Source organism: Methylobacterium fujisawaense, from assembly GCF_039619325.1.
Taxonomy (GTDB): domain Bacteria; phylum Pseudomonadota; class Alphaproteobacteria; order Rhizobiales; family Beijerinckiaceae; genus Methylobacterium; species Methylobacterium fujisawaense.
Window position 1 is genome coordinate 2,657,315 of sequence record NZ_CP155000.1, and the last position, 23,552, is coordinate 2,680,866.

19 protein-coding genes and 1 other RNA gene are annotated in these 23,552 nt (G+C 69.8%); 7 read left to right on the forward strand and 13 right to left on the reverse strand.

Annotation, left to right across the window (positions count from 1 at the left end; translation table 11 throughout):
- The first annotated feature begins 12 nt into the window (after positions 1-12).
- A complete protein-coding gene (locus ABC766_RS12575) occupies positions 13-2,151 on the forward strand; it encodes a TonB-dependent receptor (RefSeq protein ID WP_342143618.1) in 2,139 nt (712 codons plus the stop codon).
- Positions 2,152-2,346: 195 nt separating this feature from the next.
- Positions 2,347-2,877 (forward strand): DUF1465 family protein, encoded by a 531-nt coding sequence (locus ABC766_RS12580; RefSeq protein ID WP_043353077.1) that lies wholly within the window; start codon positions 2,347-2,349, stop codon positions 2,875-2,877.
- A gap of 12 nt (positions 2,878-2,889) precedes the next feature.
- On the opposite strand, the gene ABC766_RS12585 is transcribed toward ABC766_RS12580, so the two are convergent.
- Complete coding sequence (locus ABC766_RS12585; RefSeq protein WP_345822369.1) at positions 2,890-4,251, reverse strand: diguanylate cyclase domain-containing protein; 1,362 nt, start codon at positions 4,249-4,251, stop codon at positions 2,890-2,892.
- 298 nt (positions 4,252-4,549) lie between these two features.
- Complete coding sequence (rpmE, locus tag ABC766_RS12590; RefSeq protein ID WP_012322259.1) at positions 4,550-4,798, reverse strand: 50S ribosomal protein L31; 249 nt, start codon at positions 4,796-4,798, stop codon at positions 4,550-4,552.
- A 240-nt stretch (positions 4,799-5,038) separates the two neighbouring features.
- On the opposite strand from rpmE, the gene ABC766_RS12595 reads away from it, so the two are divergent.
- Positions 5,039-6,883, forward strand: a complete 1,845-nt coding sequence (locus ABC766_RS12595) for an ABC transporter transmembrane domain-containing protein (RefSeq protein WP_342143622.1) — start codon at positions 5,039-5,041, stop codon at positions 6,881-6,883.
- A gap of 40 nt (positions 6,884-6,923) precedes the next feature.
- On the opposite strand, the gene ABC766_RS12600 is transcribed toward ABC766_RS12595, so the two are convergent.
- The 7 genes from ABC766_RS12600 to ABC766_RS12630 all read right to left on the reverse strand — a co-directional run bounded on the left by ABC766_RS12600 (position 6,924) and on the right by ABC766_RS12630 (position 11,754).
- Positions 6,924-7,439: a methyl-accepting chemotaxis protein gene (locus ABC766_RS12600; protein ID WP_342143624.1), complete on the reverse strand. Its 516-nt coding sequence runs from the start codon at positions 7,437-7,439 to the stop codon at positions 6,924-6,926.
- A gap of 280 nt (positions 7,440-7,719) precedes the next feature.
- Complete coding sequence (locus ABC766_RS12605) at positions 7,720-8,733, reverse strand: peptidoglycan -binding protein (RefSeq protein WP_075381337.1); 1,014 nt, start codon at positions 8,731-8,733, stop codon at positions 7,720-7,722.
- The gene (locus tag ABC766_RS12610; RefSeq protein ID WP_043382654.1) at positions 8,733-9,713 is read right to left on the reverse strand and encodes a MotA/TolQ/ExbB proton channel family protein; all 981 of its coding nucleotides are present in this window, start codon (positions 9,711-9,713) and stop codon (positions 8,733-8,735) included. The genes ABC766_RS12605 and ABC766_RS12610 overlap by 1 nt, the downstream gene beginning before the upstream one ends.
- Before the next feature lie 206 nt (positions 9,714-9,919).
- Positions 9,920-10,738 (reverse strand): TIGR00282 family metallophosphoesterase, encoded by an 819-nt coding sequence (locus tag ABC766_RS12615; RefSeq protein ID WP_043382652.1) that lies wholly within the window; start codon positions 10,736-10,738, stop codon positions 9,920-9,922.
- A 3-nt stretch (positions 10,739-10,741) separates the two neighbouring features.
- Positions 10,742-11,359, reverse strand: coding sequence for a 5-formyltetrahydrofolate cyclo-ligase (locus ABC766_RS12620; RefSeq protein WP_345822372.1), 618 nt, complete (start codon positions 11,357-11,359; stop codon positions 10,742-10,744).
- Positions 11,349-11,505, reverse strand: a non-coding RNA gene (gene ssrS, locus ABC766_RS12625) — 6S RNA. Before ssrS ends, ABC766_RS12620 begins: the two co-directional genes overlap by 11 nt.
- A 69-nt stretch (positions 11,506-11,574) precedes the next feature.
- The gene (locus ABC766_RS12630) at positions 11,575-11,754 is read right to left on the reverse strand and encodes a hypothetical protein (RefSeq protein WP_345822373.1); all 180 of its coding nucleotides are present in this window, start codon (positions 11,752-11,754) and stop codon (positions 11,575-11,577) included.
- A gap of 516 nt (positions 11,755-12,270) precedes the next feature.
- On the opposite strand from ABC766_RS12630, the gene ABC766_RS12635 reads away from it, so the two are divergent.
- Both ABC766_RS12635 and ABC766_RS12640 read left to right on the forward strand, forming a co-directional pair.
- Positions 12,271-14,376: an exopolysaccharide transport family protein gene (locus tag ABC766_RS12635; protein ID WP_345822374.1), complete on the forward strand. Its 2,106-nt coding sequence runs from the start codon at positions 12,271-12,273 to the stop codon at positions 14,374-14,376.
- Positions 14,373-15,677 carry a VpsF family polysaccharide biosynthesis protein gene (locus ABC766_RS12640; protein ID WP_345822375.1) on the forward strand — a complete coding sequence of 435 codons (1,305 nt, stop codon included), beginning with the start codon at positions 14,373-14,375 and terminating at the stop codon, positions 15,675-15,677. The genes ABC766_RS12635 and ABC766_RS12640 overlap by 4 nt, the downstream gene beginning before the upstream one ends.
- A 34-nt stretch (positions 15,678-15,711) precedes the next feature.
- On the opposite strand, the gene ABC766_RS12645 is transcribed toward ABC766_RS12640, so the two are convergent.
- Both ABC766_RS12645 and ABC766_RS12650 read right to left on the reverse strand, forming a co-directional pair.
- Positions 15,712-16,953, reverse strand: a complete 1,242-nt coding sequence (locus tag ABC766_RS12645; protein WP_345822376.1) for a glycoside hydrolase family 5 protein — start codon at positions 16,951-16,953, stop codon at positions 15,712-15,714.
- Complete coding sequence (locus tag ABC766_RS12650) at positions 16,947-18,128, reverse strand: DUF1972 domain-containing protein (RefSeq protein WP_342145492.1); 1,182 nt, start codon at positions 18,126-18,128, stop codon at positions 16,947-16,949. Before ABC766_RS12650 ends, ABC766_RS12645 begins: the two co-directional genes overlap by 7 nt.
- Positions 18,129-18,234: 106 nt before the next feature.
- On the opposite strand from ABC766_RS12650, the gene ABC766_RS12655 reads away from it, so the two are divergent.
- Both ABC766_RS12655 and ABC766_RS12660 read left to right on the forward strand, forming a co-directional pair.
- Positions 18,235-19,500 (forward strand): glycosyltransferase family 4 protein, encoded by a 1,266-nt coding sequence (locus ABC766_RS12655; protein WP_345822377.1) that lies wholly within the window; start codon positions 18,235-18,237, stop codon positions 19,498-19,500.
- A 323-nt stretch (positions 19,501-19,823) separates the two neighbouring features.
- Positions 19,824-20,822, forward strand: coding sequence for a GNAT family N-acetyltransferase (locus tag ABC766_RS12660; RefSeq protein ID WP_345822378.1), 999 nt, complete (start codon positions 19,824-19,826; stop codon positions 20,820-20,822).
- 15 nt (positions 20,823-20,837) lie between these two features.
- On the opposite strand, the gene ABC766_RS12665 is transcribed toward ABC766_RS12660, so the two are convergent.
- Positions 20,838-22,103 (reverse strand): hypothetical protein, encoded by a 1,266-nt coding sequence (locus ABC766_RS12665; RefSeq protein WP_345822379.1) that lies wholly within the window; start codon positions 22,101-22,103, stop codon positions 20,838-20,840.
- A gap of 206 nt (positions 22,104-22,309) precedes the next feature.
- The gene (locus ABC766_RS12670) at positions 22,310-23,452 is read right to left on the reverse strand and encodes an aminotransferase class V-fold PLP-dependent enzyme (protein ID WP_342144988.1); all 1,143 of its coding nucleotides are present in this window, start codon (positions 23,450-23,452) and stop codon (positions 22,310-22,312) included.
- Positions 23,453-23,552: the final 100 nt, after the last annotated feature.

Consider the following 23,552-nt stretch of genomic DNA (forward strand, 5'->3'; position numbering starts at 1 on the left):
GGATTCTGCCCCATGCCCCGCCTGTTCCGGGCCGGCCGATGCGCCGCGCTCCTGCTCTCCGCCTGCGCGACGCCGGCCGCAGCGCAACCTCAGTCATCAGCCGCCTCGGTCACCTTGTCCGAACTCAGCGTCGTCGGCGCCGCTGCGGCGGACGCGTCGTCGGGCGAGACCCGCGGCTCGCTCTCGGTGCCGAGCGTCGACCGCCAGCGGGCCGCCCTCGCGGGAACCGTCGGATCCGTGGCCTTCGTCGACGCCGCGACGCTCCAGGACCGCTACGCCAACACGCTTCGCGACGTGCTCAAGGACGTGCCGGGCGTCTACGTGCAGGAGCGCTACGGGCAGGAGCTGCGCCTGTCGGTCCGCGGCTCCGGCATCGCCCGCGCCTTTCACCTGCGCGGCATCGAGCTGCTGCAGGATGGGATCCCGCTCAACCTCGCGGACGGGAGCGGCGACTTCTATCAGGTCGATCCGCTCGCCCTGCGCTCGGTGGAGGTCTACAAGGGTGGCAACGCCCTCACCTTCGGGGCAACGACCATGGGCGGCGCCGTCAACGTCGTGACGCCCACGGCCTACACGGCGCTGGCGCCCAACATCCTGCGGGTCGATGGCGGCAGCTTCGGCACGATCCGCGAGCAGGCCCAGATGTCCCGCATCGACGGGCCGCTCGACGTGCTGGTCAACGCGACGCTGACCAATTCCGACGGGTTCCGTGCCCACGAGGCGCAGGCCACGAAGAACTTCAACGTCAATATCGGCTACCGGATCGCCCCCGACATCGAGACCCGCTTCTATCTCGGCACCTATCTCACCGACCAGAAGCTCCCGGGCACCCTGACCCTCGGCCAGAGCCTCACGACGCCCACGCTGGCCAATCCCGCCGCCATCACGGGCAACCAGTCCCGCAAGGTCGAGACGGAGCGCATCGCGAACCGCACCTCGTTCCTCCTCGACGTGGGCAAGCTCGACGTCGACACCTGGGCGATCCACAAGAGCCTGTACCATCCGATCTTCCAGGCGATCGACCAGGATGGCTGGACCTACGGGATCAGCCCGCACTGGGCCGGGACCTTCGATCTCGGCGGCTTCCGCGACGACGTCGTCCTCGGGCTGCGCGCCTTCGCGGGCCAGAACTCCGCGCTGCAATTCGTCAATGTCCGCGGACAGCGGGGGGCGCAGACGCTGAATTCCCTCCAAAGCGCGTCGAGCGTCGAGGCCTATGGCGAGAACCGCTTCTGGTTCCTGCCGGACGTGGCGCTGATGACCGGCGCGAAGGCGTTCTCGTCGAACCGGACCTTCAGCGACAAGGGCGGCCTGCCGGGCAACCCGAGGCCGCGCTTCGCCGATGTGACCTACGAGGGGCTCAACCCGAAGGTCGGCCTGCTGTGGCAGCCGCGGCCCGACATCCAGGTCTTCGGCGACGTCGTCCGGTCCCGGGACGTGCCGGATTTCTCCGATCTCGTTCAGCAGAACCTCCTGAGCACCACCTTCGTACCCCTGCGGGCGCAGCGCGCCTGGACCTACGAGGCCGGCGCCCGCGGGCGCTTCGGCCGCCTCGCCTTCGACGTGACGCTCTATCGGTCGGACCTGCGCGACGAGCTGATCAACTTCGCGACCAATCCCGGCCTCAACATTCCGGCCGCCACCTTCAACACGCCCCGCTCCGTCCACCAGGGCGTCGAGGCGGCCGTCACCCTGGACCTCGTCCGCGATCTCGCCGGGACCGGCGACGGGTTCAGCCTGACCCAGATCTGGACCCACAACGACTTCCGGTTCGTCGGCGACCCGGTCTTCGGCAACAACCGCATCGCCGGGATCCCGGCGGACGTGCTGCGGACGGTCCTGAGCTACCGGCACCCGAGCGGCTTCCACGTCGCGCCGTCGCTCGACTGGGTCCCGCAGGGCGCCTTCGCGGATCACGCCAACACCCTGCGGGTGCCGGGCTACGCCCTGCTCGGCGTCGAGGCCGGCATCGATTTCGCCGACGGCGTCGCCCTGTTCGTGGATGCCCGCAATCTCACGAATGCCCGCTACGTCTCGGACATCGCCGTGGTCGCCAACGCCGCCGCGACGGCCGGCGGAGCGGGCGCGCTGGCGGCGTTCTATCCCGGCAGCGGCCGCAGCGTCTTCGGAGGGATCCGGGCCGCGTTCTGAGGCGTTCTCCGCCGTCGGACCCGAAACCCTTCTCCCAACCCTTCTCCAGGCACCGGACGGCAGGTTAAGGTTAAAAAAACATGAACCCTGCTGTTCGGGGCAATCGGCGCTAGGATTGCGGTGTCGTCCGAAAGCCAAGGACGGAGCGTCCCGGATCGGAACGAGCCGGGCCGTCGGACGGCACAGGAGAGGCAGATGAACGGCTTCGATGTCACGTTTCGGGACGATCAGGACTGGATCGATTTCGGCAGGTCCTACGTCAACTCGGACGCCTTCAAGGCGCTGTTCCGTGACGGGATGACCCTGGTCGAGGAGACCGCCGCCTATCTCGACGGCGAAGGCCGCGACGAGTCGCGCCTGGTCTCCCGCGACGCGACCCTCAGCTACGCGGCCGAGAGCATGCGCCTGACCACGCTGCTGATGCAGATCGCCTCGTGGCTCTTGGTGCAGCGCGCGGTCGCTGAAGGCGAGATGACCCCGGCGGAGGCCCTTCAGGAGAAGCACCGGGTCAAGCTCGGCACGGCGGAGCCGCCGAAGCAGCAGGATTTCAACCTGCTGCCGATGCGCCTCCAGCAGCTGATCGTGCGCGCCCGGCGCCTGCACAGCCGCATCCTGCACCTCGACGCGCTGATCGCCGAGGACCGGCCGACCCCGGTCCCCGTCGAGAGCCCGGTGGCCCAGCAGCAGGGCCTGCTGCGGATGGCGTTCCGGATGGCCGAGGGCTGATCGCCTCCGGCTTCAGCCCGCGAACCGGAAGGTGTTCCGGCCTTGCGCCTTCGCACGGTACAAGGCGCTGTCCGCGCTGTTGTAGAGGCTCAGCGGATCGTGGCCGTCGGCGGGCGCCAGGGCGATCCCGACGCTGAGGCTCACCGAGAGGGTATGCCCCTCGAGCTCGATCGGCTGCTCCACGGTGCCGATCAGGCGCTCGGCGAGGGCGGAAGCGCTCTCGGGCTGCTCGGCCTCGGTCTGGATGATCACGAACTCGTCGCCCCCGATCCGCGCCAGCATGTCTTCCGTGCGGATGACGGCCTGAAGTCGGGCTGCGACGATCCGGAGCAGTGCGTCGCCGACCGAGTGGCCGTGGGTGTCGTTCACGGCCTTGAAGCGGTCGATGTCCAGGCAGAACAGCGCGAAGGTGGCGCCGTGCCGGCGGACACGGGCAATCTCCGCATCCAGACGGTCGTGGAACAGCGTTCGATTGGCGAGCCCGGTCAGGGGATCGTGGCACGCCATGTGGGCGATCTTCGCCTCGGCCTCCTTACGGGCGGTGATGTCCAGGCTGAGACCGACGACCGCGGTGACGGCACCGGCCGCGTCGGTCTCCACCTGCCCGAGGCCGGTGATCCAGCGCACCCGGCCATCCGGCAGGAAAACGCGAAAATCCGTGACGAACTTCGTTCGCCCGGCAATGGCCGCCCCGAGATCCCGCAAGGTTCGCTCGGCATCGTCGGGATGGATACGCGGTCGCCAGTCGCGCTCGACGTCGATCTCGATGGGCTGGTCGCCGAAGCCGTGGTGACGCGCCATCTGCTCCGAGAGCTGGGCGCGCCCCGTCCGAACACAGTAGCGCCAGGTTCCGGCATCGGCGGCCTGCAGGGCGAGATCGAGAAGCAGCGTCTTCTCGGCGAGCTGCTCGTGGGCCATGCGCAGGCTGGTCTCACGCTGGAGCTCGACCATGAGCCGCCGCGTGGATTGCGCCAACGCCGCGTTGGCGTCCGAGGCCCGCCGCATCCTCTCGATGAGGATCAGGTTGATGCCCACGACGATCCCGAACAGGATCAGGGCGATGGCGGCCGACGATGCGCCCGTGGCTGGAAGGTTCGACGGCAGCACGGCGTACCACACGGCCACGCCCGATAGGATCGTGCAGACGAGTGCCGGACGGAGACCGCAGAAATAGGCGGTGAGGATGACCGCGGGATAGAAGGTGATGAACGGAAGACCGGGCGGAAGCGCCGCACGCGCAGCCAGCGCGCAGAGCACCGCGGCAATCGCGATGGCGTAGCCGTAACGTGCCGCCCTCGGCTCGAAGCGCTCGATCGAGAGAGTCCGGTCGATGTTTGCGCGGTCGACATGCTCTATCGACGGAGCCCCACTCATCGTTGCAACCGTTCCCTGACGCAGAAACCCCGCCCGCGACGGCAGCCGCGCTGCCTCTGGTCAGATCGCGCTCGATCTCCCTATGTTTTTCTCCGCAAAAAATCAATAATTCTTAAGTCTAAGTCCAAAAACAACTTGCGCGAGAAGTCTCCACTTCGAACTGAAGACCATCCGCCGGACAGGGCCATGCGCCCCGCTGTGCGAGGACGTGCGCTGGGCAGCGCGCACGAAAACGGGCGGCCCCGAAACGAGACCGCCCGCCTGATTGCGCGATTCGCGTGAGCGAGGTGTTCGGGACTCAGCGCTTGCCGAGATTGCCGAAGCGCGAGTTGAAGCGCGACACCCGGCCGCCGCGATCGAGCATCTTCTGCTCACCGCCGGTCCAGGCCGGATGGGTCAGCGGATCGATGTCGAGATTGAGGGTGTCACCCTCCTTCCCGTAGGTCGAACGGGTCTGGTACTCGGTACCGTCCGTCATCACGACCTTGATGAAGTGGTAATCGGGGTGCTCGGTCCCCTTGGCCTTTGCGGCCGCGTCCTTCGCCATGACCTTGGTCCCTGTCTGGCACGCCGGCGGGAAGCGCAGGAGGCGCCGCCCGGCCCGGAATGCGGAAGATATCACCGGTTGCACCGAACCATGGGTTCGTGGCAACGGCACGTCCAAGCCGACCGTGGTGGCGGCCCGCGGCCATTGAACACACGCAATCGGATGAGCGGCGGCCTATACCGCAGCCGCTCCCCGGTCACAAGCGCCGCGGACCGGGACAAAGAAAACACGTGAGGCGTGATGGCCCGTAAGACCAAGGCGGCCGCGGATGGCCGACCCAAAGCCCCGCTGAGCGCCCTCCGGCCGCTCCTTCCCTTCGCCCTGCGCTACCGCGTGCGGATCGCCGCGGGCCTGATCGCCCTCGTCTGCGCCTCCGCCTCGACGCTGGTCGTGCCGATCGCCATGCGTCGGGTCATCGACCACGGGTTCACCGCCGACGGTTCGGGGGTGATCGACGCCTATTTCCTGGCTCTGCTCGGCGTCGTCGCGGCCTTCGCGCTGTCGAGCGCGGCCCGCGTCTACACGGTGGTGTCCCTGGGCGAGCGGGTCGTCGCGGATCTCCGCAGCGCGGTCTTCGCCCGGCTGACCCTGCTCGACCCTGCCTTCTTCGACCGGTCGCAATCCGGCGAGATCGTCTCCCGGCTCACCGCGGACGCGACGCAGATCAAGTCGGCCTTCGGGGTCTCGGTCTCGATCCTGCTGCGCAACCTGTTCCTGTTCGTGGGCGCCACGGCCATGATGGTCGTGACGAGCCCGCGCCTGTCCGTGATGGTGCTGGCCGCAATCCCCATCATCGTCTTCCCGCTGATCGTCTCGGGCCGCGGCGTGCGGCGGCGATCCCGAGCGGCCCAGGACCGCCTCGCCGACGCCTCCGCGTACGCGGCCGAGGCCGTCGGGGCGGTGCGCACCATGCAGGCCTTCGGCCGCTCGGCCGCGACGGCGGCCCGGTTCGCCGCAGCCTCCGAGGAGGCCTACCTGGCCGCCCGCGCCTCGATCCGCGCCCGGGCCCTGCTCACGGGGGTCGCGATCTTCCTGATCTCGGCCTCGGTTGTCGGAGTGATGTGGTACGGCGCCCAGGGCGTCCTCAATCACACGATGACGGGCGGCGAACTCTCGCAATTCGTGCTCTACGCCGTGTTCGGCGCGGGCGCCCTCGGCCAGCTCTCCGAGGTCTACGGCGACCTCGCCATGTCGGCCGGGGCGGCCGAGCGGCTCACCGAGATCCTCGCTGCCGAACCCGCAATTCGCGCGCCGTCGCCCGTCATGCCGCTTCCCGAGCCTGCGCGGGGCGCGGTGTCGTTCGAGGAAGTGCGCTTCGCCTATCCGACCCGACCGGAACATGCCGCCCTGGGCGGGTTGAGTTTCACGGCCGCACCCGGCGAGCGCATCGCCATCGTGGGCCCGTCCGGCGCCGGCAAATCGACGGTGTTCCAGCTGCTGCTGCGCTTCTACGATCCGCAGAGCGGCCGGATCCTGGTGGATGGCACGGACATCGCCCGGGTCGACCCCGAGCACCTGCGTTCCCGCATCGCCCTGGTCCCGCAGGACCCGGTGGTGTTCTCCGGGACCGTCACCGAGAATATCCGTTACGGCCGACCGGAGGCCGGCGAGGCGGAGGTCCGGCGCGCGGCCGAACTCGCGAACGCGCACGGTTTCGTCACGGCGCTGCCGCAGGGCTACGCCACCCAGGTCGGCGAGCGCGGCGTGACCCTCTCCGGCGGTCAGAGGCAGCGCATCGCCATCGCGCGGGCAATCCTCAAGGACGCGCCGATCCTCCTCCTCGACGAGGCGACATCGGCGCTGGATGCCGAGTCCGAGCGCGCGGTCCAGGCCGCCCTCGCGACGCTGATGCAGGGCCGCACCACGCTGGTGATCGCCCACCGTCTCGCGACGATTCGCGCCGCGGACCGCATCCTGGTCCTCGACGACGGCCGAATCGTCGAGACCGGAACCCATGAGAGCCTTCTGACGCAGGGTGCGCTCTACGCCCAGCTCGCGAACCTGCAATTCACCGATGCGCTGGACGAAACGGCACGGGGCAAGGAGCCCCGCAGCCGCGGCGAGCGCCTGCCGGTCGCGGACTAGCCGGAGCGGGTCTGGACATCGCCGCGACGGCCGGCGCCGCTCACTGGGCGGAGGCCTGCGCGACGCGGCGATGACGATGCCCAGCCCCGCCCTGCGCCCGCTCCGCCGCGGCCTGGATCAGGCCGACCTGCGCGACGATCGTATCCGTCGCCCGTGCCATCTGACCGGCCAGATCTTTGACGTCCGCGGCGGCGACCGCGAAGCCCTTCCCCTCCCCGCCGTCACGGACCGCCTCGATTGCGGCCCGGAGTGCCATGAGGCTCGTCTGACCGGCGATGCTCGCGAGGAGGCCGGTCGCCTGGTCGGCCACAGCCTCACCCGCGTCCGCCGCGCCGGCAACCCTCGCGCTCGCCTGCATTTGCATCAGCCCGTCCTCGAAGACCCGCACGGCCGCCGCAATCGCGCCGGCCTCGTCATGCGGCTCCTGGTCACCCAGACACTCCATCGTATCGCGGCCCACCGGAGGGCGTCGAGCGGCGTGCCCGTCCGTGGCCGGACCGGGCAGATGGCTGACGTCGCGCCGAGCGGCGTTCGGGAACAGGTTGAGCTTCGACATCGATGACACTCCCCGGATCGCCGGTACCCTGGAGCATCAAAGATAACGAGAGGTTAAATCGATGGTCCGTCAAGACGGCCGCGAATGAACCGCAAATACAGGAGGCAAAACACGCTTCGATGATAGCATGTAAAAATCATACAGATTGAATTGGACACAAATTTTGCGTCTTTATAGCCCTCTTCGACCGGGAAGACTGGGCGATCCCGACCTCACCGGGGGAGCCGGCTCAGATCCTGAGGCCGGATGCGCCTGAGGCCCCCGGGTGGGCCGCGCAGCCCTACCGCTCGGTGAGCTTCATCTCGATCCGGCGATTGCGGGCGTAGGCCTCCTCGGTCGCCCCGGCCTCGAGAGGCTGAAATTCGCCGAAGGCACCCGCCAGGAGATGCTGCGGCGGGATCCCCTTGCCGGCGAGGTACTGGACCACCGCGATGGCGCGCGCCGCCGAGAGCGACCAGTTCGACGGGAATTGCGACGTGCTGATCGGGCGCGCATCGGTGTGCCCATCCACCCGCAGCACCCAGGGCAGATCCGCCGGGATCTGCCTGGCGAGATCCGAGATGGCCCCGGCGATGCGGTCGAGTTCCGGCCCGGCCTCAGGCTTGAGGGTCGCGGAGCCGCCCGGAAACAGTACCTCGGATTGCAGCACGAACCGATCGCCGACCACGCGGATGTCGGGCCGGTTGCCGAGGATCTGGCGCAGGCGGCCGAAGAAGTCGGACCGATAGCGGGCCAGTTCCTGAACCTTCTGTGCGAGGGCGACGTTCAGCCGGCTGCCGAGTTCGGCGATCCGCGCCTGGGATTCCCGGTCGCGGCTCTCGGAGGCCGAGAGGGCGTCCTCCAGGGCGGCGAGCTGCCGGCGCATGGCGCTGATCTGCTCGTTCAGCAGGTCGATCTGAGACAGCGCCCGCTTCGTCGCCCCGCGTTCGGCCTCCAGTTGCTTGTCGAGCGTACCCGCGGCGCCCTGACTGACGGTCGCGGCCTCGGCCTGCACCTTGGCCCGGTCGCGCTCGGCCTCGACGCCGGCGAGGGTCGTGCGGAGGTTCCGCGCCTCCTCCTCCTGATTCCGGCGGTTCGTCCGCTCCAAGGCGAGCAGATCGGTGAGGTCGGAGATCTGGCGGTTGAGCTTGGCCAGCGTCTCGTCCCGGCCGGTCAGCTCCTGGGACAGGAAGAACTGCCCCACCACGAACACCGTGAGCAGGAAGACCACCGAGAGGAGCAGCGTCGCCAGCGCGTCGACGTAGCCGGGCCAGACATTGAGCGTGCGCCGGGTCCGCGTCGCCGTGGAGGCCACTAGACGCGCTCCCGGCCCAGCCGGTCGAGCACCTGTTTCAGCTCGCGCTCGCGGCTGGCCTGCGCCTCCACCCAGTCGCGGATCATCTGCTGCTCGGCGCGCATGTGCTGGACGAGACCTTGGATGCCCTCGGCGAGATTGGTCATCGCCTGCGTCGCCGCGCGGCTCCCGCCGCCCTCGGCCACCAGAGCCGTCAGGCGGTCGACGGCGTCCTTCAATTCCTGCGTGCCCGCGGCAGGCCGGACCGCCGCGACGGTCGCCACGGCCTCGGGCGCGGTCGCGCCGGACATCAGCCAGTCCTGCAATTCGTTGTGGAACCGGGCATGGGCCTGCCCCGCCTGCAGTTCCAGGAAGCCGGTGATCAGAGACGAGGCCAAGCCGAACAGCGAGGCCGAGAAGGCCAGGCCGATGCCTGAGAGCGGCACCGCAAGACCGGATTTCAGTTCGTCGAACATCACGCCGGCATCGCCGCCACCGCGCATACCTTTGATGACGCCGCCCACCGCCGACAGCGTATCGATGAGGCCCCAGAAGGTCCCGAGCAGGCCGAGCAGGATCAGGATGCCGGCAATGTAGCGCAGGATGTCGCGGCCCTCGTCGAGGCGCACCGCGATCGTGTCCAGATAGCCGGTGGTGCCCGGGAGGGTGGCGCCTCCAGCCCGCGCGGCGATCATCGGCGCCATCGGCGCCAGCAGGGCCGGCGGCCGTTTCACCGGCCCGCCGTTGGCGACGGCGTTGACGTAGGCGGTCTCGCGGAACAGCCGCACAACCTGACCGAAGGCGATCAGGACCGCGATCAGCAACACCCCGAGGATGAGACCGTTGAGTCCGGGATTGGCCAGGAAGGCCGGGGTGATCTGCCTGAACAGGATGAAGGCCAGGAAGCCCACCAGGATCAAGAAGATGACCATGCGCCCGAGATAGATCCCGGGTTGTGCCAGCGGCCCCTTGTTAACGTCGCCGGTTTCTCGGGCGGCCATCCGTCGCTCTAACCTGATCTCATTACGCGGCAGCCGGATGCCGGCGCCGATCGTGGGCACTGTGGGGGTAGGCCCGCACGCGATCAAGTCTCGCGAAGGTCAGCGGGAAGCTATGCCCACCCCCTTCGGGACCGGCGAAGCACAAAAGGCTTAAGACCGCCGCTTCGTCCTAAGCCGAACCGGCATCCGCAGAACCGGACGGGACGCTAATCCCAGAATTGCGGCCAGCTCTCCTCCAGATTCGGCCCGAGGCGGAGGGCTGCGACCCGCGTGGCGAGGCCGCGCGCATCCGTCTCCACCGCGATGCCGCTCAGGGTGCCCTCACCGACCGCCACCTCCCATCGGGAGCCCGGAGTCTTCTGGATCATGCGCCGGATCGGCTCGTCCTTCTGCATGCCGATCACCGAATCGTAATCGCCGCACATGCCGGCATCCGACATGTAGGCCGTGCCACCCGGCAGGATCCGGTGGTCCGCGGTGGGCGTGTGCGTGTGCGTCCCGACGACGAGGCTCGCCCGCCCGTCGAGGTAGTGACCGAAGGCCTGCTTCTCGCTCGTCGCCTCGGCGTGAACGTCGACGATCACGGCGTCGGCCGCCGCACCGAGGGGGCAGGCGGTGAGTTCCCGCTCCACGGCCGTGAACGGATCGTCCATCGGGTCGAGGAAGACGCGGCCCATCACATTGACGACGAGGACGCGGGCGCCTCCCTGCGTCTCCACGACGGTCGCGCCGCGGCCCGGCGTACCCGGGGGATAGTTCGCCGGCCGCACCAGGCGTGGCTGGCGGGCGATGAAGACCATCGCCTCGCGCTGGTCGAAACTGTGATTGCCCAGCGTCACCGCATCGGCACCGGCCTGGATCAGTTCGTCGCAGATGGCCTCGGAGATGCCGAAGCCGCCGGCCGCGTTCTCGCCGTTCACCACCACGCAGTCGAGGCGCCACCGCTCACGCAGGCGCGGCAGGCGCTCGCACACGACGGTGCGGCCCGAGCGCCCGACGACGTCGCCGAGAAAGAGCAGGCGCATGGGTCAGGCGGTCCTGTCGCAGCGGATCACGCCGGACTCGGTGATCACGAACTGGAGGGGGCGGTCGTGCGGCTCGGCTGGCACCCGCTCCACCTCCTGGGCGGCGAAGCCGATGCCGACGGTCAGGACCGGACGGGTCCGGGAGAGGCGCGCGATCGCGCCGTCGTAGTAGCCGCGGCCGTATCCGATACGCTGACCGGTCCGGTCGAAGGCGGCGAGCGGGACGATCAGCGCGTCGGGCTCCAACGGCGGAAGCGACGGATCGGGCTCGCTGAGACCGAATCGGCCGGCGATCAAGTCGTCGCCGACGCGCCATTCGCGGAACACCAAGCCGTCCGGCGTGACGTGCGGCAGGGCCACGGTTTGGGCACGGGCGCGCAGGCCCTCGACGGCGGGGCGGGGGTCGACTTCGCTGCGGATCGGCCAGAAGGCACCCACCAGACGGGCCTGGGCAAGCTCGGGCAGCGCGAGCAGCACACGTCCGATCGCCGCCGAGGCGGCCTGCCGAGCCGCGGGATCGAGGGCGTCGCGGGCTGCGAGCGCCGCGCAACGGAGTTCCGCCTTTCGGGCGACGTCCGGAGCTTCGGCGCTGGCCTGGGGAGGGGTCGGGTGCGGAGCCACGTGAGCCGTTGGAGGATCGATCCCGGGAAACCTACAGCGTAGGTGGGCGCCGTGTTGGCCAAGTCCAGGGACGAGGCCAGGGACAGCTCCCGAGGGAGTCGATAAGGCCCCGGGGATAGTGCTCCTGACGAACTCTGCAGCCCCGCTGTCATCATGTAGCGGTCCTGACCCGATCCCGCCAGGGCCGTGCGTACCAAAAACCGCAGGTCGTCGCTTCAGGCCGGCGCCGCTCCGCCGTCTTTCGCGCTGGCCGCTCGGGCCCGGGCCACCGCGAGAATCTCGATGCGGCCCTCCTCGTCGGCGACCGACTGCCACAGGCGGATCAGCTCGATGAGATCGGCCAGCGGGCGCGATGCCGGAGTCCCGAAGAAGGCCGCGACCGGCACCCCGGTCACGTCCGCGATCCGACGCAGATGGGCACTGACATCGCGCCGCCCACCGGCCCGGTCCTCGGAACTGACTGTCTGCATAAGAGCGCACCCAAAATTGGATCGCAGGCCGCGAATTTAGACAATGCTACGACGCCATGTGATCAATACAATTTATCCGATGGGATAATAGAGCATGCCGTAGAGGTTATCCACGCCGATGGCACTCCGTATCGGTGAAAGCCTCAGCACGAAGGCGCTGTCTTTGCGCGGCTGGCGAGCCGGCAAGGTCGGCCTGCCGACAGACCTCCGCGATGCGGCGACGTGTGCGAGCCGCGCGCCACCGACATGCTGTAGCAACAATCGGAACGACGCAGTCATCCGGGACCGCGCCGCGTGCCGATTGTTTACCATGCCCCCAGTCATCCGCGCGATTGAGGCGCTGATCGGGGGCCCGATACATTGTCCGCAGACTGCGCGACTCTTGCAGTAAAGAAGGCGCCCGCGAGGGACCGACCCGGATTGAGACGACGGTGACCGATCGTGGCACAGATCGACCATAACATCGCTGTCGCGACGTGGCTCGCCCCCGTGCACCCGGCGCATCCCGAGCGTCCGGGCCCGAACCGTCCGGACACGACGGCCGAGCTGGGCGACCTGTGGCGGATCCTGTGGCGGCGCAAGTGGCTGGTCTTCGGAACGGCGCTGCTGCTCGGACTCACCGTGCTGGCCTATGCCCTGATCACGCCGTCGCTCTACACGGCCACGGGACAGATCCTGATCGATCCCCGGGACCGTCAGGTCGTCACCAACGACGTCAATCCCGCTGCATTGTCGCCGGATGGTGGCATCGCGCAGGTCGAGAGCCAGGTGAAGGTGATCGAGTCGGACGCCGTCCTGGGGCGGGCGGTCGATCAGGCCGGCCTCGAGCGGGTGCCGGGCTTCGGCGTTCCGCAGGAGAGCGGCGTCGCCCGTGCGTTGGCGTCCCTTCGCGAGATGCTGACCGCGCCGAGACCGGAACGCCGCGTCGATGCGCGCGGCCGCGCCCTCGACCAGCTGCGACGCCGGCTCGCGGTCAAGCGCGCCGACAAGGTGTTCGTGATCGATCTGGTCGTCACCACGACCGATCCCGATCTCTCGGCGCGGATCGTCAATGCCATCGCGGGCGCCTACCTGACGGACCAGACCGAGGCCCGCTCGGACGCCGCCAAGCGCGCCGCGGGCGATCTGCGCGGGCGCCTCGACGAGCTGCGGAACGCCGTGAACACCGCCGACAAGAAACTGGAGGATTACAAGGCGCGCAACGGCCTCATCGCCTCCAGCGGTCGGCTGGTGAACGAGCAGCAACTCACCGACCTGAATGCGCGGCTTGTCGCGGCACGGGCTCGGACCGCCGAGGCCAAGGCGCGCCTTCAGGGGATCCGCGACGCGCGCGGGCAGGCGATCGGGTCCGGAGCGATGCCGGAAGCCGTCCAGTCCTCAGTGATCGACCGGCTCCGCGGCCAGTACGCGGAACTCGCGGCCAAGGAGGCGGACCTGCGCACCAATCTCGGCGAGCGCCACCCGTTCATCGCCGCCGTGCGCACGCAGATGCAGGACGTCCGCCGGCTGATCGACGCCGAGCTGAACCGGATCGCGGGCGCCGCCGAGACCGAGTCCCAGCGGGCCCAGGCCAACGAACGGACCCTCGCGGCGGAGCTGGAGCGCCTGCAGCGGCAATCGGCGGTCAACGCCCAGTCGTCGGTGCAGCAGCGCGAGCTGGAGCGGGAGGTCGACGCGGCGCGCTCGGTCTACAACGCCTTCCTGGTCCGCGCCCGGGAGATCAAGGAGCAGACCAGCATCGACAGTTCGAACGCGCGGATCATCACCGCGGCGCGGCCGCCGCAGGATCCGAGCTGGCCACCGCGCCTGATCCTGGTCGCCGCCGCCCTCGCCGGTGGCCTCGGCCTCGGCGCCGGTCTCGCGCTGACGCGGGAATACCTCGCGCCGACCGTGCTCTCGTCCCGGCAGTTGGAGCGCCTGTCGAACGCCCCGGTCGTCGCGGTGCTGCCCGGCCTGCGGCCGGGCGGCGCGAGCGCGAGCGCGGCGAGCATGACGCTCGATCACCTCGCCGCGACCTCAAGCAGCCGCGGCCGCTCCCTGGCGCTGCTCGTGACTTCGGGCGAATCCGACGATGCGGAGCGCCGGGCCGTGATCGCGCTGCTCGCCGCCGTGGCGGTCGGGCGCGGCGACCGGGTTTTGCGGATCGATGCCGATCTGCGATCCGACGGCTCCGGCACCGGCGGCCTGCTCGACGTGCTGCGCGGCGAGCAGAGCCTCAACGCCGTGACGCAGACCGACCCGGCCTCCGGTGCCCGCCGGATCGGACTCGGCGATACGGTGAAGCCCCTGCGCGACGCCCTGACACCCGCCAACATCGAGCGCTTCATTGCGGGCGTGAAAGGACGCTTCGACCTCGTGATCGTGGATGGCGGCGTGCTGACCGAGAATCTGCGGCTCGGCCCTCTGGCCGCCGCCGCGGACCGGCTGCTGCTGGTCGCCTGCAACGGTGCGACGCGCCAGCGCGATCTGATCGACCTCGTCGACACGTCGGAGGCCCTCGGCCGACCGGTCTCCGGCTCCCTGCTCCTCACCCGGCGCACCGCGTGAGGACCCTCCGGCAGACCGCCGTCGCGCGCCGCCGCGCCGCGGTGGCGCGCCCGGGTCCGGTTCTGCGGGTCCTCCTGCGGGTGGAAGCGGCGGCGCTGTCGCTCTGGGCCCTCCTCCTCGTCGGGGTCTCCGGCGGCCTGCTGTGGGTGCTGGGGTTCAACTACGAGGGGATCACCGGCTCGGCCGCCTCCAAGATCCACCCGGCCACCTATCTGGCGGTGATCCTGATCGGCTGGACGCTGGTGCGGGCGGGCAATCCCGTGATCCCGGTGGCAGTCGCGCTGAACCGACGACCGGCCAGCGTGCTCCTGGCCGCCTGCGGCGTGGCGCTCCTCGCGCTGATCGCGGCCCGGGGCGGCGCGGGCCTCGCCGGCTCGATCGATACCTTCGTGCTCGCCGGCCTCATCCCGATCCTGCTGATGGACCGCGACGCCGCCACGCTCGGCCGGCTGGAGACCGTCTTCCACGGGGTCATGCTCGCCAACGCCCTGCTCGGCCTGTTCGAACTGGCGAGCGGCCAGCGATTCTTCCCCTATCGATTCGACGGCATCGCGTTCGAATCCGACACCCGCTCGGCGGCGTTGCAGGGGCATCCGCTGGCCAACGCGACCTTGACGGCCTGCTACATCCTGGCGCTCGCCAAGGGTGGTGGCCGGCTGGCGCCGATGGCCCGCGCCGCGATGATCGGCCTCCAGCTGGTCGCCCTCGTCACGTTCGGCGGTCGCTCGGCCACCGTCACGACACTGGTTCTCGGGAGCGGCGTGGGCCTCGTGGCCCTGAACCGCACCCTGCGCACCGGCCGCGTTCCGCTGGCGGCGGCGGCCGGTGCCTGCTTCGCCCTCACCCTGCTGCCGGTTCTGGTCGCTATCCTGGCCGCTGCCGGCTTCTTCGACACCCTCCTGGACCGGTTCGTCTCGGACGGCGGCAGCGCCAAGGCCCGGGTCGACATGCTCTCGGTCTTCGACGCGATCCCGTTCCGGCAGCTCCTGCTCGGCCCCGACTTCCTACAGGTGAACACCCTGCGCCGGATCTACGGGCTGGAATGGGGCATCGAGAATTCGATCATCTCGGCCGTGCTCTATCACGGCATCCTGGTGACGGCGGTGCTGGTGATCGCGGTGGGGCTCTACCTTGCGGAGGTCGCGCGGGACTGTCGGCGCGGGGTCTGGCTGCCGATCCTGGCCTTCGTGATCCTGGTGAACACCTTCGAGGGCCTGGCCGGCAAGACCACCCTGCTCGCCAAGTTCGCCCTGATGCTCATCGTGCTGTTCCCGCCCCTCCCCGCCCGGGGGCGCGCCTGATCGTGAGCGGAGGGCGGCCGGATCGGCGGCCGTATCAGGACCGGCTCCGGAGCCCGAGCGCTGCGACGAGGGCGGGATCGGCGACGTGCGCGTCGTCCATGAAGCCGAGGCCGTCGAAGAGATTCCAGAACGACCAGGCGAACCGATTCGTCTCGGCCGCCATCCGGACGTCGCGGATATAGGCGGCCCGGTCCGGAGCCCGGGACGCCGTGAACCGGGCATCGGTGCGCAGGGCCCCGAACTCGCCCATCAGAACGTGTCCCGGGGCGATGCCGTAGAGGTCCGCCCAGGTCGAAACCGGCGCCATCGCGTCGGCGATGTAGGCGGGGCCGGGCGCGGCCTCGAAATAGTCGCGCAGCTTCGCTTCAATCACCGCCCGATCGCGCGCCTTCTCGGCCTGCGTCACCGTGCGGTCCGCGTCCATGCGCGCGCCGATCACCGCCAGCGTCTCCCGCAGCCTGCCGCGCGTCCCGGGCCAGGGAACCGCCGTGAGCCAGCGATAGAACGGCTCCTCGGTAAGCCACGTCGCTCCCTGATGGGAGAACAGGTACGGCTCGTAGAAGTGGAACGTGTAGAGCAGCGGCGAAAACCGCGCGAGGGTGCCCGGATCGAGCGCGGTCAGGCCGGCGACGAGACTGCCGCAGGATCCCGTCGCCACCAGGGTCAGCGCCGGTGCCGCCGCCCGGGCCGCCTCGAGGAGCCTGTCCTGGACCCGATTCCAGGCGAGCGCGCCGCAGGCCTGCGGCGGCTCGTTCACCGGTTCCAGGGCCACTTGGCCGGCATCCTTCCGGGCACACAGGCGCGCGAGGGCGCCGACGAGGTCGCGATAGGCGGAGAACAGCGGCGCCCGGTCCGAACCGTAGAACGCGTCGGGCGTGTAATGGTGAGTCGCGGCATTGGCCTGGACATTGACCACGACGCGCAGCCCGGCCGCCAGGATCGCATCGATGGCGGCGGAGAGCGCATCGAAAAGTTCGGTGCGCCGGGTGCCCGTGAAGGCCACGAAGGGTCCGGGATCGAGGGGCAGTCGCACGAAGTCGAAGCCGAGATCGGCGAGCTGCCCCAGGTCGCGGGGCGTGGGTATCGGCCGGCCGGCCTGGAAGGGCGGCCAGGCATAGTCGGTCCGCGGAGGCGGATATTCGGTGGTCAGCGAGAACCACGGCCACAGGGCGATGCCCCGACGCAACGCGATCGGCGCAGGCGTCGCTCGGGCGGGTCGCGCCCCCGCCGCTGCGAGGGCACCAACGAGCAGGGAGCGCCGGCTTGGGCCTACCATTCCGGACCGGATGCGGCGCCGACGAGAACGGCGCCGGGTTCGGTGGCCGAGACGTCCGGTGCCGGCGGGTAGCCGCCGACCCGGCGCAGCGTGTCCTCATAGGAGGCCAGCACGTCGTCCCAGCGGAACCGCTCGGCGCGCCGCCGTGCGGCCTTGCGGGCCGCCGCGACCGCGGCCTCGTCGGCGAGGACATGCGCGATCGCTGCGGCGCAGCTGTCCCGATCCGTGAAGTAGAACTGATCGTCGCCGGCCGTGCCCCGGTTGAACGGATTGTCGTGGGCGATCACGGCGTTGCCTGCCCACAGCGCCTCGACCAGCGACGGGTTGGTGCCGCCCACGGTGTGACCGTGGAGATAGGCCCGCGCATGAACCCGAAGGGCCTGAACCTGCTCGGGCTCATAGATGGCGCCGGGGAACAGCACCTCGGGCGAGGCGGCATCCTCCACGGCGCGGTGGTACGGGTTGCCGACATTCAGCGTGCCGAGGACGACCAGCCGCATGCCCCGGGCGCGGCGTGAGAACGCCTCGACGAGCGTCAGGATGTTGTTGTCCGGCTCGATGCGAGCGATCGAAACGAGGTAGCGATCGGGCTCGAGCCCGAGGGGCGGCGGTCCGGTTTCGGCCGGAGGGTCGCCGCCATACGGAATGGTCGTGATGGCCGCGCGCGGCCGGCGTCGGGCGAGATGGTCGGCGATCCCGGGATGGTCGGCCACCAACCGCTGCGAGGACCACGCGGCGATCCACTCGCTGACATAGAAGAAGGCGCGGACGGGCAGCGACCATTTCGGACGGCGCCACTCGATGCCGTCCATGTTCGTCACGATCCGTCCGCCGCGCGCCCGCAGGTAGGGCAGAAACACCGCACCGTTGTACCCGAGCACCAGGCACACGCCGCCGCGTGTCGCCGCATCGTGCGTGCAGATGGCGTCGAAGGCGAGAGTCGCGGCAGGGCCGCTCAGGCCGGTCTCCACGGTGATCAGTTCGACGCCGTTCCAGAGGCGAGTCGAAATGCGCTCCCGCACCGTCTCGACGTCCCGCTGACAGTACACCCCGACCTGCCAACCGCGACCGGCCAAGAACAGCGCCAGACGTTCGGCAAAAGTCTCGAAGCCGCCATGGGCAGCCGGAATTCCGCGCGTGCCAAGGATAAGTAGTTTCGGTGCGCGGTCAGCCATGGACCTTCCTTCCCAATTAAGGGCCCCTATTGTAAAGCCCGAGGATACAGTTACGGCGCGATGCGATTACAACCGCTAGTTGCTGCAAAAATACAGAAATAGACTTATGGTTGATAGCCCAAGATTTAAGTCGGGTCGCGTCAGCGACGACGATCGCGCCTTCGCAGCCGCCATGCGCGCGGAGGGCGACACCGCGTCGCGTCTGCGGATCACCTGCGTCCATCAGGGCTTCGAGTTGTACGGCTCGGATCGCTGCTTCATCGAGACCGTCCGGACCATCCGGGCCGCCCATCCCACCGCGCGGATCGACGTGGTGCTCCCGCGGCGCGGGCCGATCGTCGCCGGGCTGGAGCCGTTCGCCAACGACATCGTCATCGCACCGCTCTGGATCCTCCGGCGCAAGAATCTGGCGCGCCTCGCAACTCTGGGTCTGTTGACGCTGCCCATCGCCATAATCCGTGCGTTGCGTCGCATCCGCGCGAGCGACCTCGTCTACATCAACACCACCGTGGTGGCCGACTATCTGTTGGCCGCCCGGCTCGCGCCCGGCCGGAGCATCGTGCACGTCCACGAGATCCCCGAAGGCGTTGTGCTGAAGGTCCTGCGTGGTCTGATCCGCTGGAGCGGCGCCAACGTGGTGTTCAACTCGCGGGCCACCGAGCGAACCTACGCCCTGCCCCACGGGACCACAGCCCGCGTCGTCTATAACGGCATCGCCGGTCCGGTGGAGCCGAACCGGCCTGCGTATGACGGGTCTCGCCCGCTTCGGGTGCTGATGCTCGGCCGGATCAGCCGGATCAAGGGACAGGACGTCCTCGTGGAGGCCCTCGCCTCGCTGCCCGAACCCGTGCGCCAGCGGATCCAGGTGCGCATCGTCGGCAGTGCCTTCGAGGATGACGCCCGCGAGCAGGCCCTGGTGAATCGGATCGCCGAGGCGGGCCTCGCCGATCAGGTCACCCTCGCGCCGTTCGTCGCCGATCCCGCGGCACTCTACCGCTGGGCCGACGTGGTCACGATGCCGTCGCAGCGACCGGAATCCCTCGGCCGCGTGGCGATCGAGGCGATGTCCTACGGCGTTCCCCCGCTCGTCACCGCCATCGGCGGCCTTCCGGAGGTGGTGGAGGCCGGGAAGACCGGCTGGATCGTTCCGTCGGGCGGCCCGGAGCCGATCGCCGCCGTGCTGGCGGATCTGGTCGCGGACCCGGCGCGCTGGCGCGATTTCGGCCGTGCGGCGCGGGCACGCTACGAGAGCCTGTTCTCCGAAGCCTCGGCGGCCGAGGGTATCGAGGCGATCGTCCGGACGACGCTGCGCCGCCCGCGGGCGACGGATGCCGCGCGCGCCGCGGACGTTCCGGCCCGCCCGGCAGCTTAAGGCCGGCGTCCTCGCATTCGCCTCGGTTCCGATCCGGCGACGGAGCCGGTCATGGGACCGGGCTCGCCCTCAGCGATCGGGGCCGAGCACCGCAGCCGCGCGGGGCGGGGCGGGGCGGGGCGGATCGTACGGCAACTGACGGTCGTCCACCGCTTCGCGGATCCGCTCCGAGGCCTCGAAGACCCGCTGGTCACGACGGGGATTCGGCGCGCAGTGCGGCAGTCACCCTGTGGACGATCGGCGGCGCAAGGATGCAATGCGACCGCGCCTGATCGATGAGCGTGCAGCGCGGACAACCCTGCCTGGGCAGGACGAGGAGCGACATGGCGGCCAAGCTCGCAGTTCAGGAGACTGCGGATGCCCTGGACTGGGACAGACGGATCTGGGCTTGCCCGGGCGCCAACATCTATTGCGGCAGTCCCTGGGGCGCCTACAAGATGCGGCGCGGATTGGCGGTGCGGCGCGCGGTGGTGACCGGCGACGGCGCGGATCTCGCCTTCATCCAGTGGCAGACCCGTCGCAAGGGGCCGGCGCGGTTCATCCACGTCCAGGGCGGCCCCTTGCTGACCCAGGCGGGGACACACCGCGCGGAGGCGGTGTTCGCGGCGTTCATCGATCACCTCGCCCTCGGTCGGCTCGACATCCTCGCCATCGACTACGAGCAGTTCGAGACACGGGATGCGACGCTGGCTCTCCTGATGCACGGCTTCACCCCGGTGATCGGCGCGCACGATCACACTCTCGAACTCGACCTGACGCAGGATCTCGACGCCATCCAGGCCGGTATGGAGCAGCGCTGGCGCAAGGCCCTGCGCAAGGCGGAGCGCAACACCGAGGTCACGACGCATTTCCTGACGGACCGAGCCGAGCGCCTGTCGGCCTTCGACGATTTCACCGCGATGTTCGCGGCCCTGCGGGAGCGCAAGGGTTTCGCCACGACGCTGCAGCCGAAGGCCTACCGGGACATCGCGGCTGAGGACGAGCACCTGCTCTTCCTCGACGTCCGCGAGAAGGGAGAGCGCATCCTCGTGCGCATCGCGCATCTGTCGGACACGCGCTGCACGGATTTCTACACGGCCTCGAACGCGCGGGCCCGGGCGACGGGCGCCGCCACCCTCGCCGTCTGGCGCTTCGTGGAACGAGCGAAGGCGGAAGGCTGCCGCGTCTTCGATTTCGGCGGCATCGATCCGGCGGTGAACCGTCCCGTCTTCGACTTCAAGCGCGGCCTGTGCACCCACGTCGTCCAGCACAACCCGCTCTGGATCTACAGCAAGACGCCCGCGCTGCGGAAACTGGCGCCCGTCCTGCTCTCCCTCCGCTGAGCGCCGCCGCGCCCTTCACAGGACGCCGACGGGCCGCGCCGGCCTCGGATGCCGGGCCAGCGTCCGAAAGGCCGAGACCGACCAGACCAGCGTGGCCACCTCGGAGGACAGCAGGCCGACGAGCGCCGTGGCGGGAGGCATCATCAGCAGCAGGACCGGCACCATCACGGCCATGCCGAGGGCGGCGCTCGCCACCGCACCCGCCGTGATGGTCCGGAACGCCGCGGAGGCCTCCAGATAGGCCCGCGGGATCGCGTAGAGGAGCGACACGGTCACCACCGCCCAGACGCCGAGCCCGATCCAGCCCATCGGCTGGTCGGCGAACCGCCCCTTGAACAGGATGTCCTCGATCAGCGGCAGGGCGGCCGCCATCAGCGCTCCATAGGCGAGACAGGCGCTGCCGAGCAGGATCCCGTTGCGGATGACGAGCCGGCGTGCGGCGTCGACCTGCCCGGCCGCGAGCAGCCGGCTGATCTCCGGCAGGATCATGTTCAGCAGCGCGCTCGCCGGGATGCGCAGCGGCGCATAGAGCACGATCGTGGCGGCGATCGGCGCGTAGGCGGCAGGCCCGGCCAGGAGCGCCAGCAGCAGGGTCAGCCCCTGCCCCTGCACGGTCAGGCTGGTGACGCCGGCCAGAGACCAAGCGAGGGTCCGCCAGATCGCCCGGTAGCGCGCCCGTGCCCGCGCATGGAGGGAGAAGCGGATCCGCTCGCGGAGTGCCCCGTACGCCACGGCGATCGCGATCGCGTGGGCGAGTGCGATCGCCGCGAAGGCCCGATCCAAGAGCGCCGCGCCCTCGCCGTTCAGCCAGCGGGCGACCAGGAGACCGCCGCAGACCGCGTAGACCAGATCGCTCAGGCCGGCGATCCGGGGACGGCCGCGGGCGAGAAGCACGATCCGCAGATAGCTCCGGAAGGCGTAGAGGCCCACGAAGGCTCCCGCCGCAAGCGCGCCGAGGCCGATCACCGGAATCAGCACCAAGCCGACGCCTGTCGCCATGACGCCCGAGACGAGCACCGCCCCCGAGCCGAACATCACGTCGTAGCCGAGCGCCGCGGGCCGCCCCAGGCTCCGGGCGACGTGGATCGTCGCCGGGACCGCGACCAGCGCCCGGATATAGGTGATGCCGACCGCACCGACCGCGAAAACGATGGCGAACAAGCCGTAATCGTGCGCGCCGAGTTCGCGCACCAGCAGGATGTTCAGGAGGAAATGGAACAGGCTCTGGATCAGTTCGCCTGACAGGATCACGGCGAACCGCCCGGAGAGGACGGCGCGCATCGGTCCGGGCAGGCGGCGACGGCCGGGACCCGGGATCCGGAGCCAATCACCGGGACGCGGCATCGAATCGGGCATGTGGGTGTGGACAGTCTCCGTGTGGGCGCGCCGACGGTGTTCCGGCACCGTCATCGAGAGCCGGCCGGTGGCGCAGCATCCGCATTCCTCCGGCTCTGCGCCTGCGTCGAAGGATCCGCGCCCGATCGGTCTCAGATGACGCCCTGGCACGCGGCGCGCAGTGCGGCAATGCAGCGCGTGAGATCGTCGTCGTTCGCCCAGACATGCGGGCTGATGCGCAGGGCGCCGGAGCGCTCGCTCACGAAGACCTTGTCCTGGTGCAGGCGCCCGACGAGATCGGTCGGCATCCCCGCAGGCGGCCGCAATCCCAGGATGTGTGGTGCCCGCAAGGCCGCCGGCATCGGCGTCAGGCCGAACGCGGCGACCCCGACCGCCAAGCGGTCTGTCAGCCCGCGCAGGCGGGCGGCGATGGCCGGCACGCGCCATTCGGCGATCAGCTCCAGCCCGGCTACGGCCATGGACAACGCCACCGGATCGTAGAGTTCGCCCCGGTCGTAGCGGCGTGCGCCGACGGCCGGCGGCCGGTTCCCGACATTCTCCTCGATGGCCGCCCCGTCCTGCCGGTGCGGCGCCGCGTACAGGAAGGCGAGGCCATAGGGACCGAGGGTCCATTTGTAGGTGGGGAAGGCCAGGAAATCGGGGCGCCACCGGGCGACGCTCACCGGAACGGCGCCCACGGCCTGCGTCGCGTCGATCACCAGGGCCGCGCCCGCCGCATGGACCAGGGGGGCGAGACGGTCGAGGTCGATCAGGCTGCCATCGGTCCAGTGCAGCGGGGTCAGGGTCGCGAGGGCAAGCGGCGCGGCACCCGGCCGCGTGATCGCGGCCGCGACGGCTTCGGTCCAGTCCCCGTCCGAAGGGCGCGGGATCTCCTCAACCACGAGGCCCTGTCGCTCGGCCAGGCGGTCGAAGGCGAATCGCAGGGACGGAAATTCGTCGGCCACGCGCAGCAGGCGACCGCCCGGTCTCAAAGTCAGGTTGTGCGCGGCCACCGCCATGGCATGGCTGACCGCGCCGACGATCGCGATATCGTCCGCGCCGGCCCCGATCAGCCGGGCGGCCGCTGCGCGCGCCCGCTCGGCCCAAGCCGGGACCACCGCGCGGGGATGGTCCCAGGGTCGGCTCTTGACCAGAATTCCCGCTTCGCCCGCCTCGCGCACGGCCCGCGGAAGCGGCGACCACGCCGCCGCGTCGAGGTAGCAGATGTCGGCAGGCATCTCGAACAGGTGGCGCTGGCAGGGAAGCGCGAGAGGGACGGATTCGGGAAACGCCATGATGCGCGGGAGCCTAGAGGATCTGACCTGCCGGGACCAAGGCCCGGGCTTGATCGCGCGGCGCCGATGCCGCAAGGCGACTCGTCCCAGCCCGCGAGGC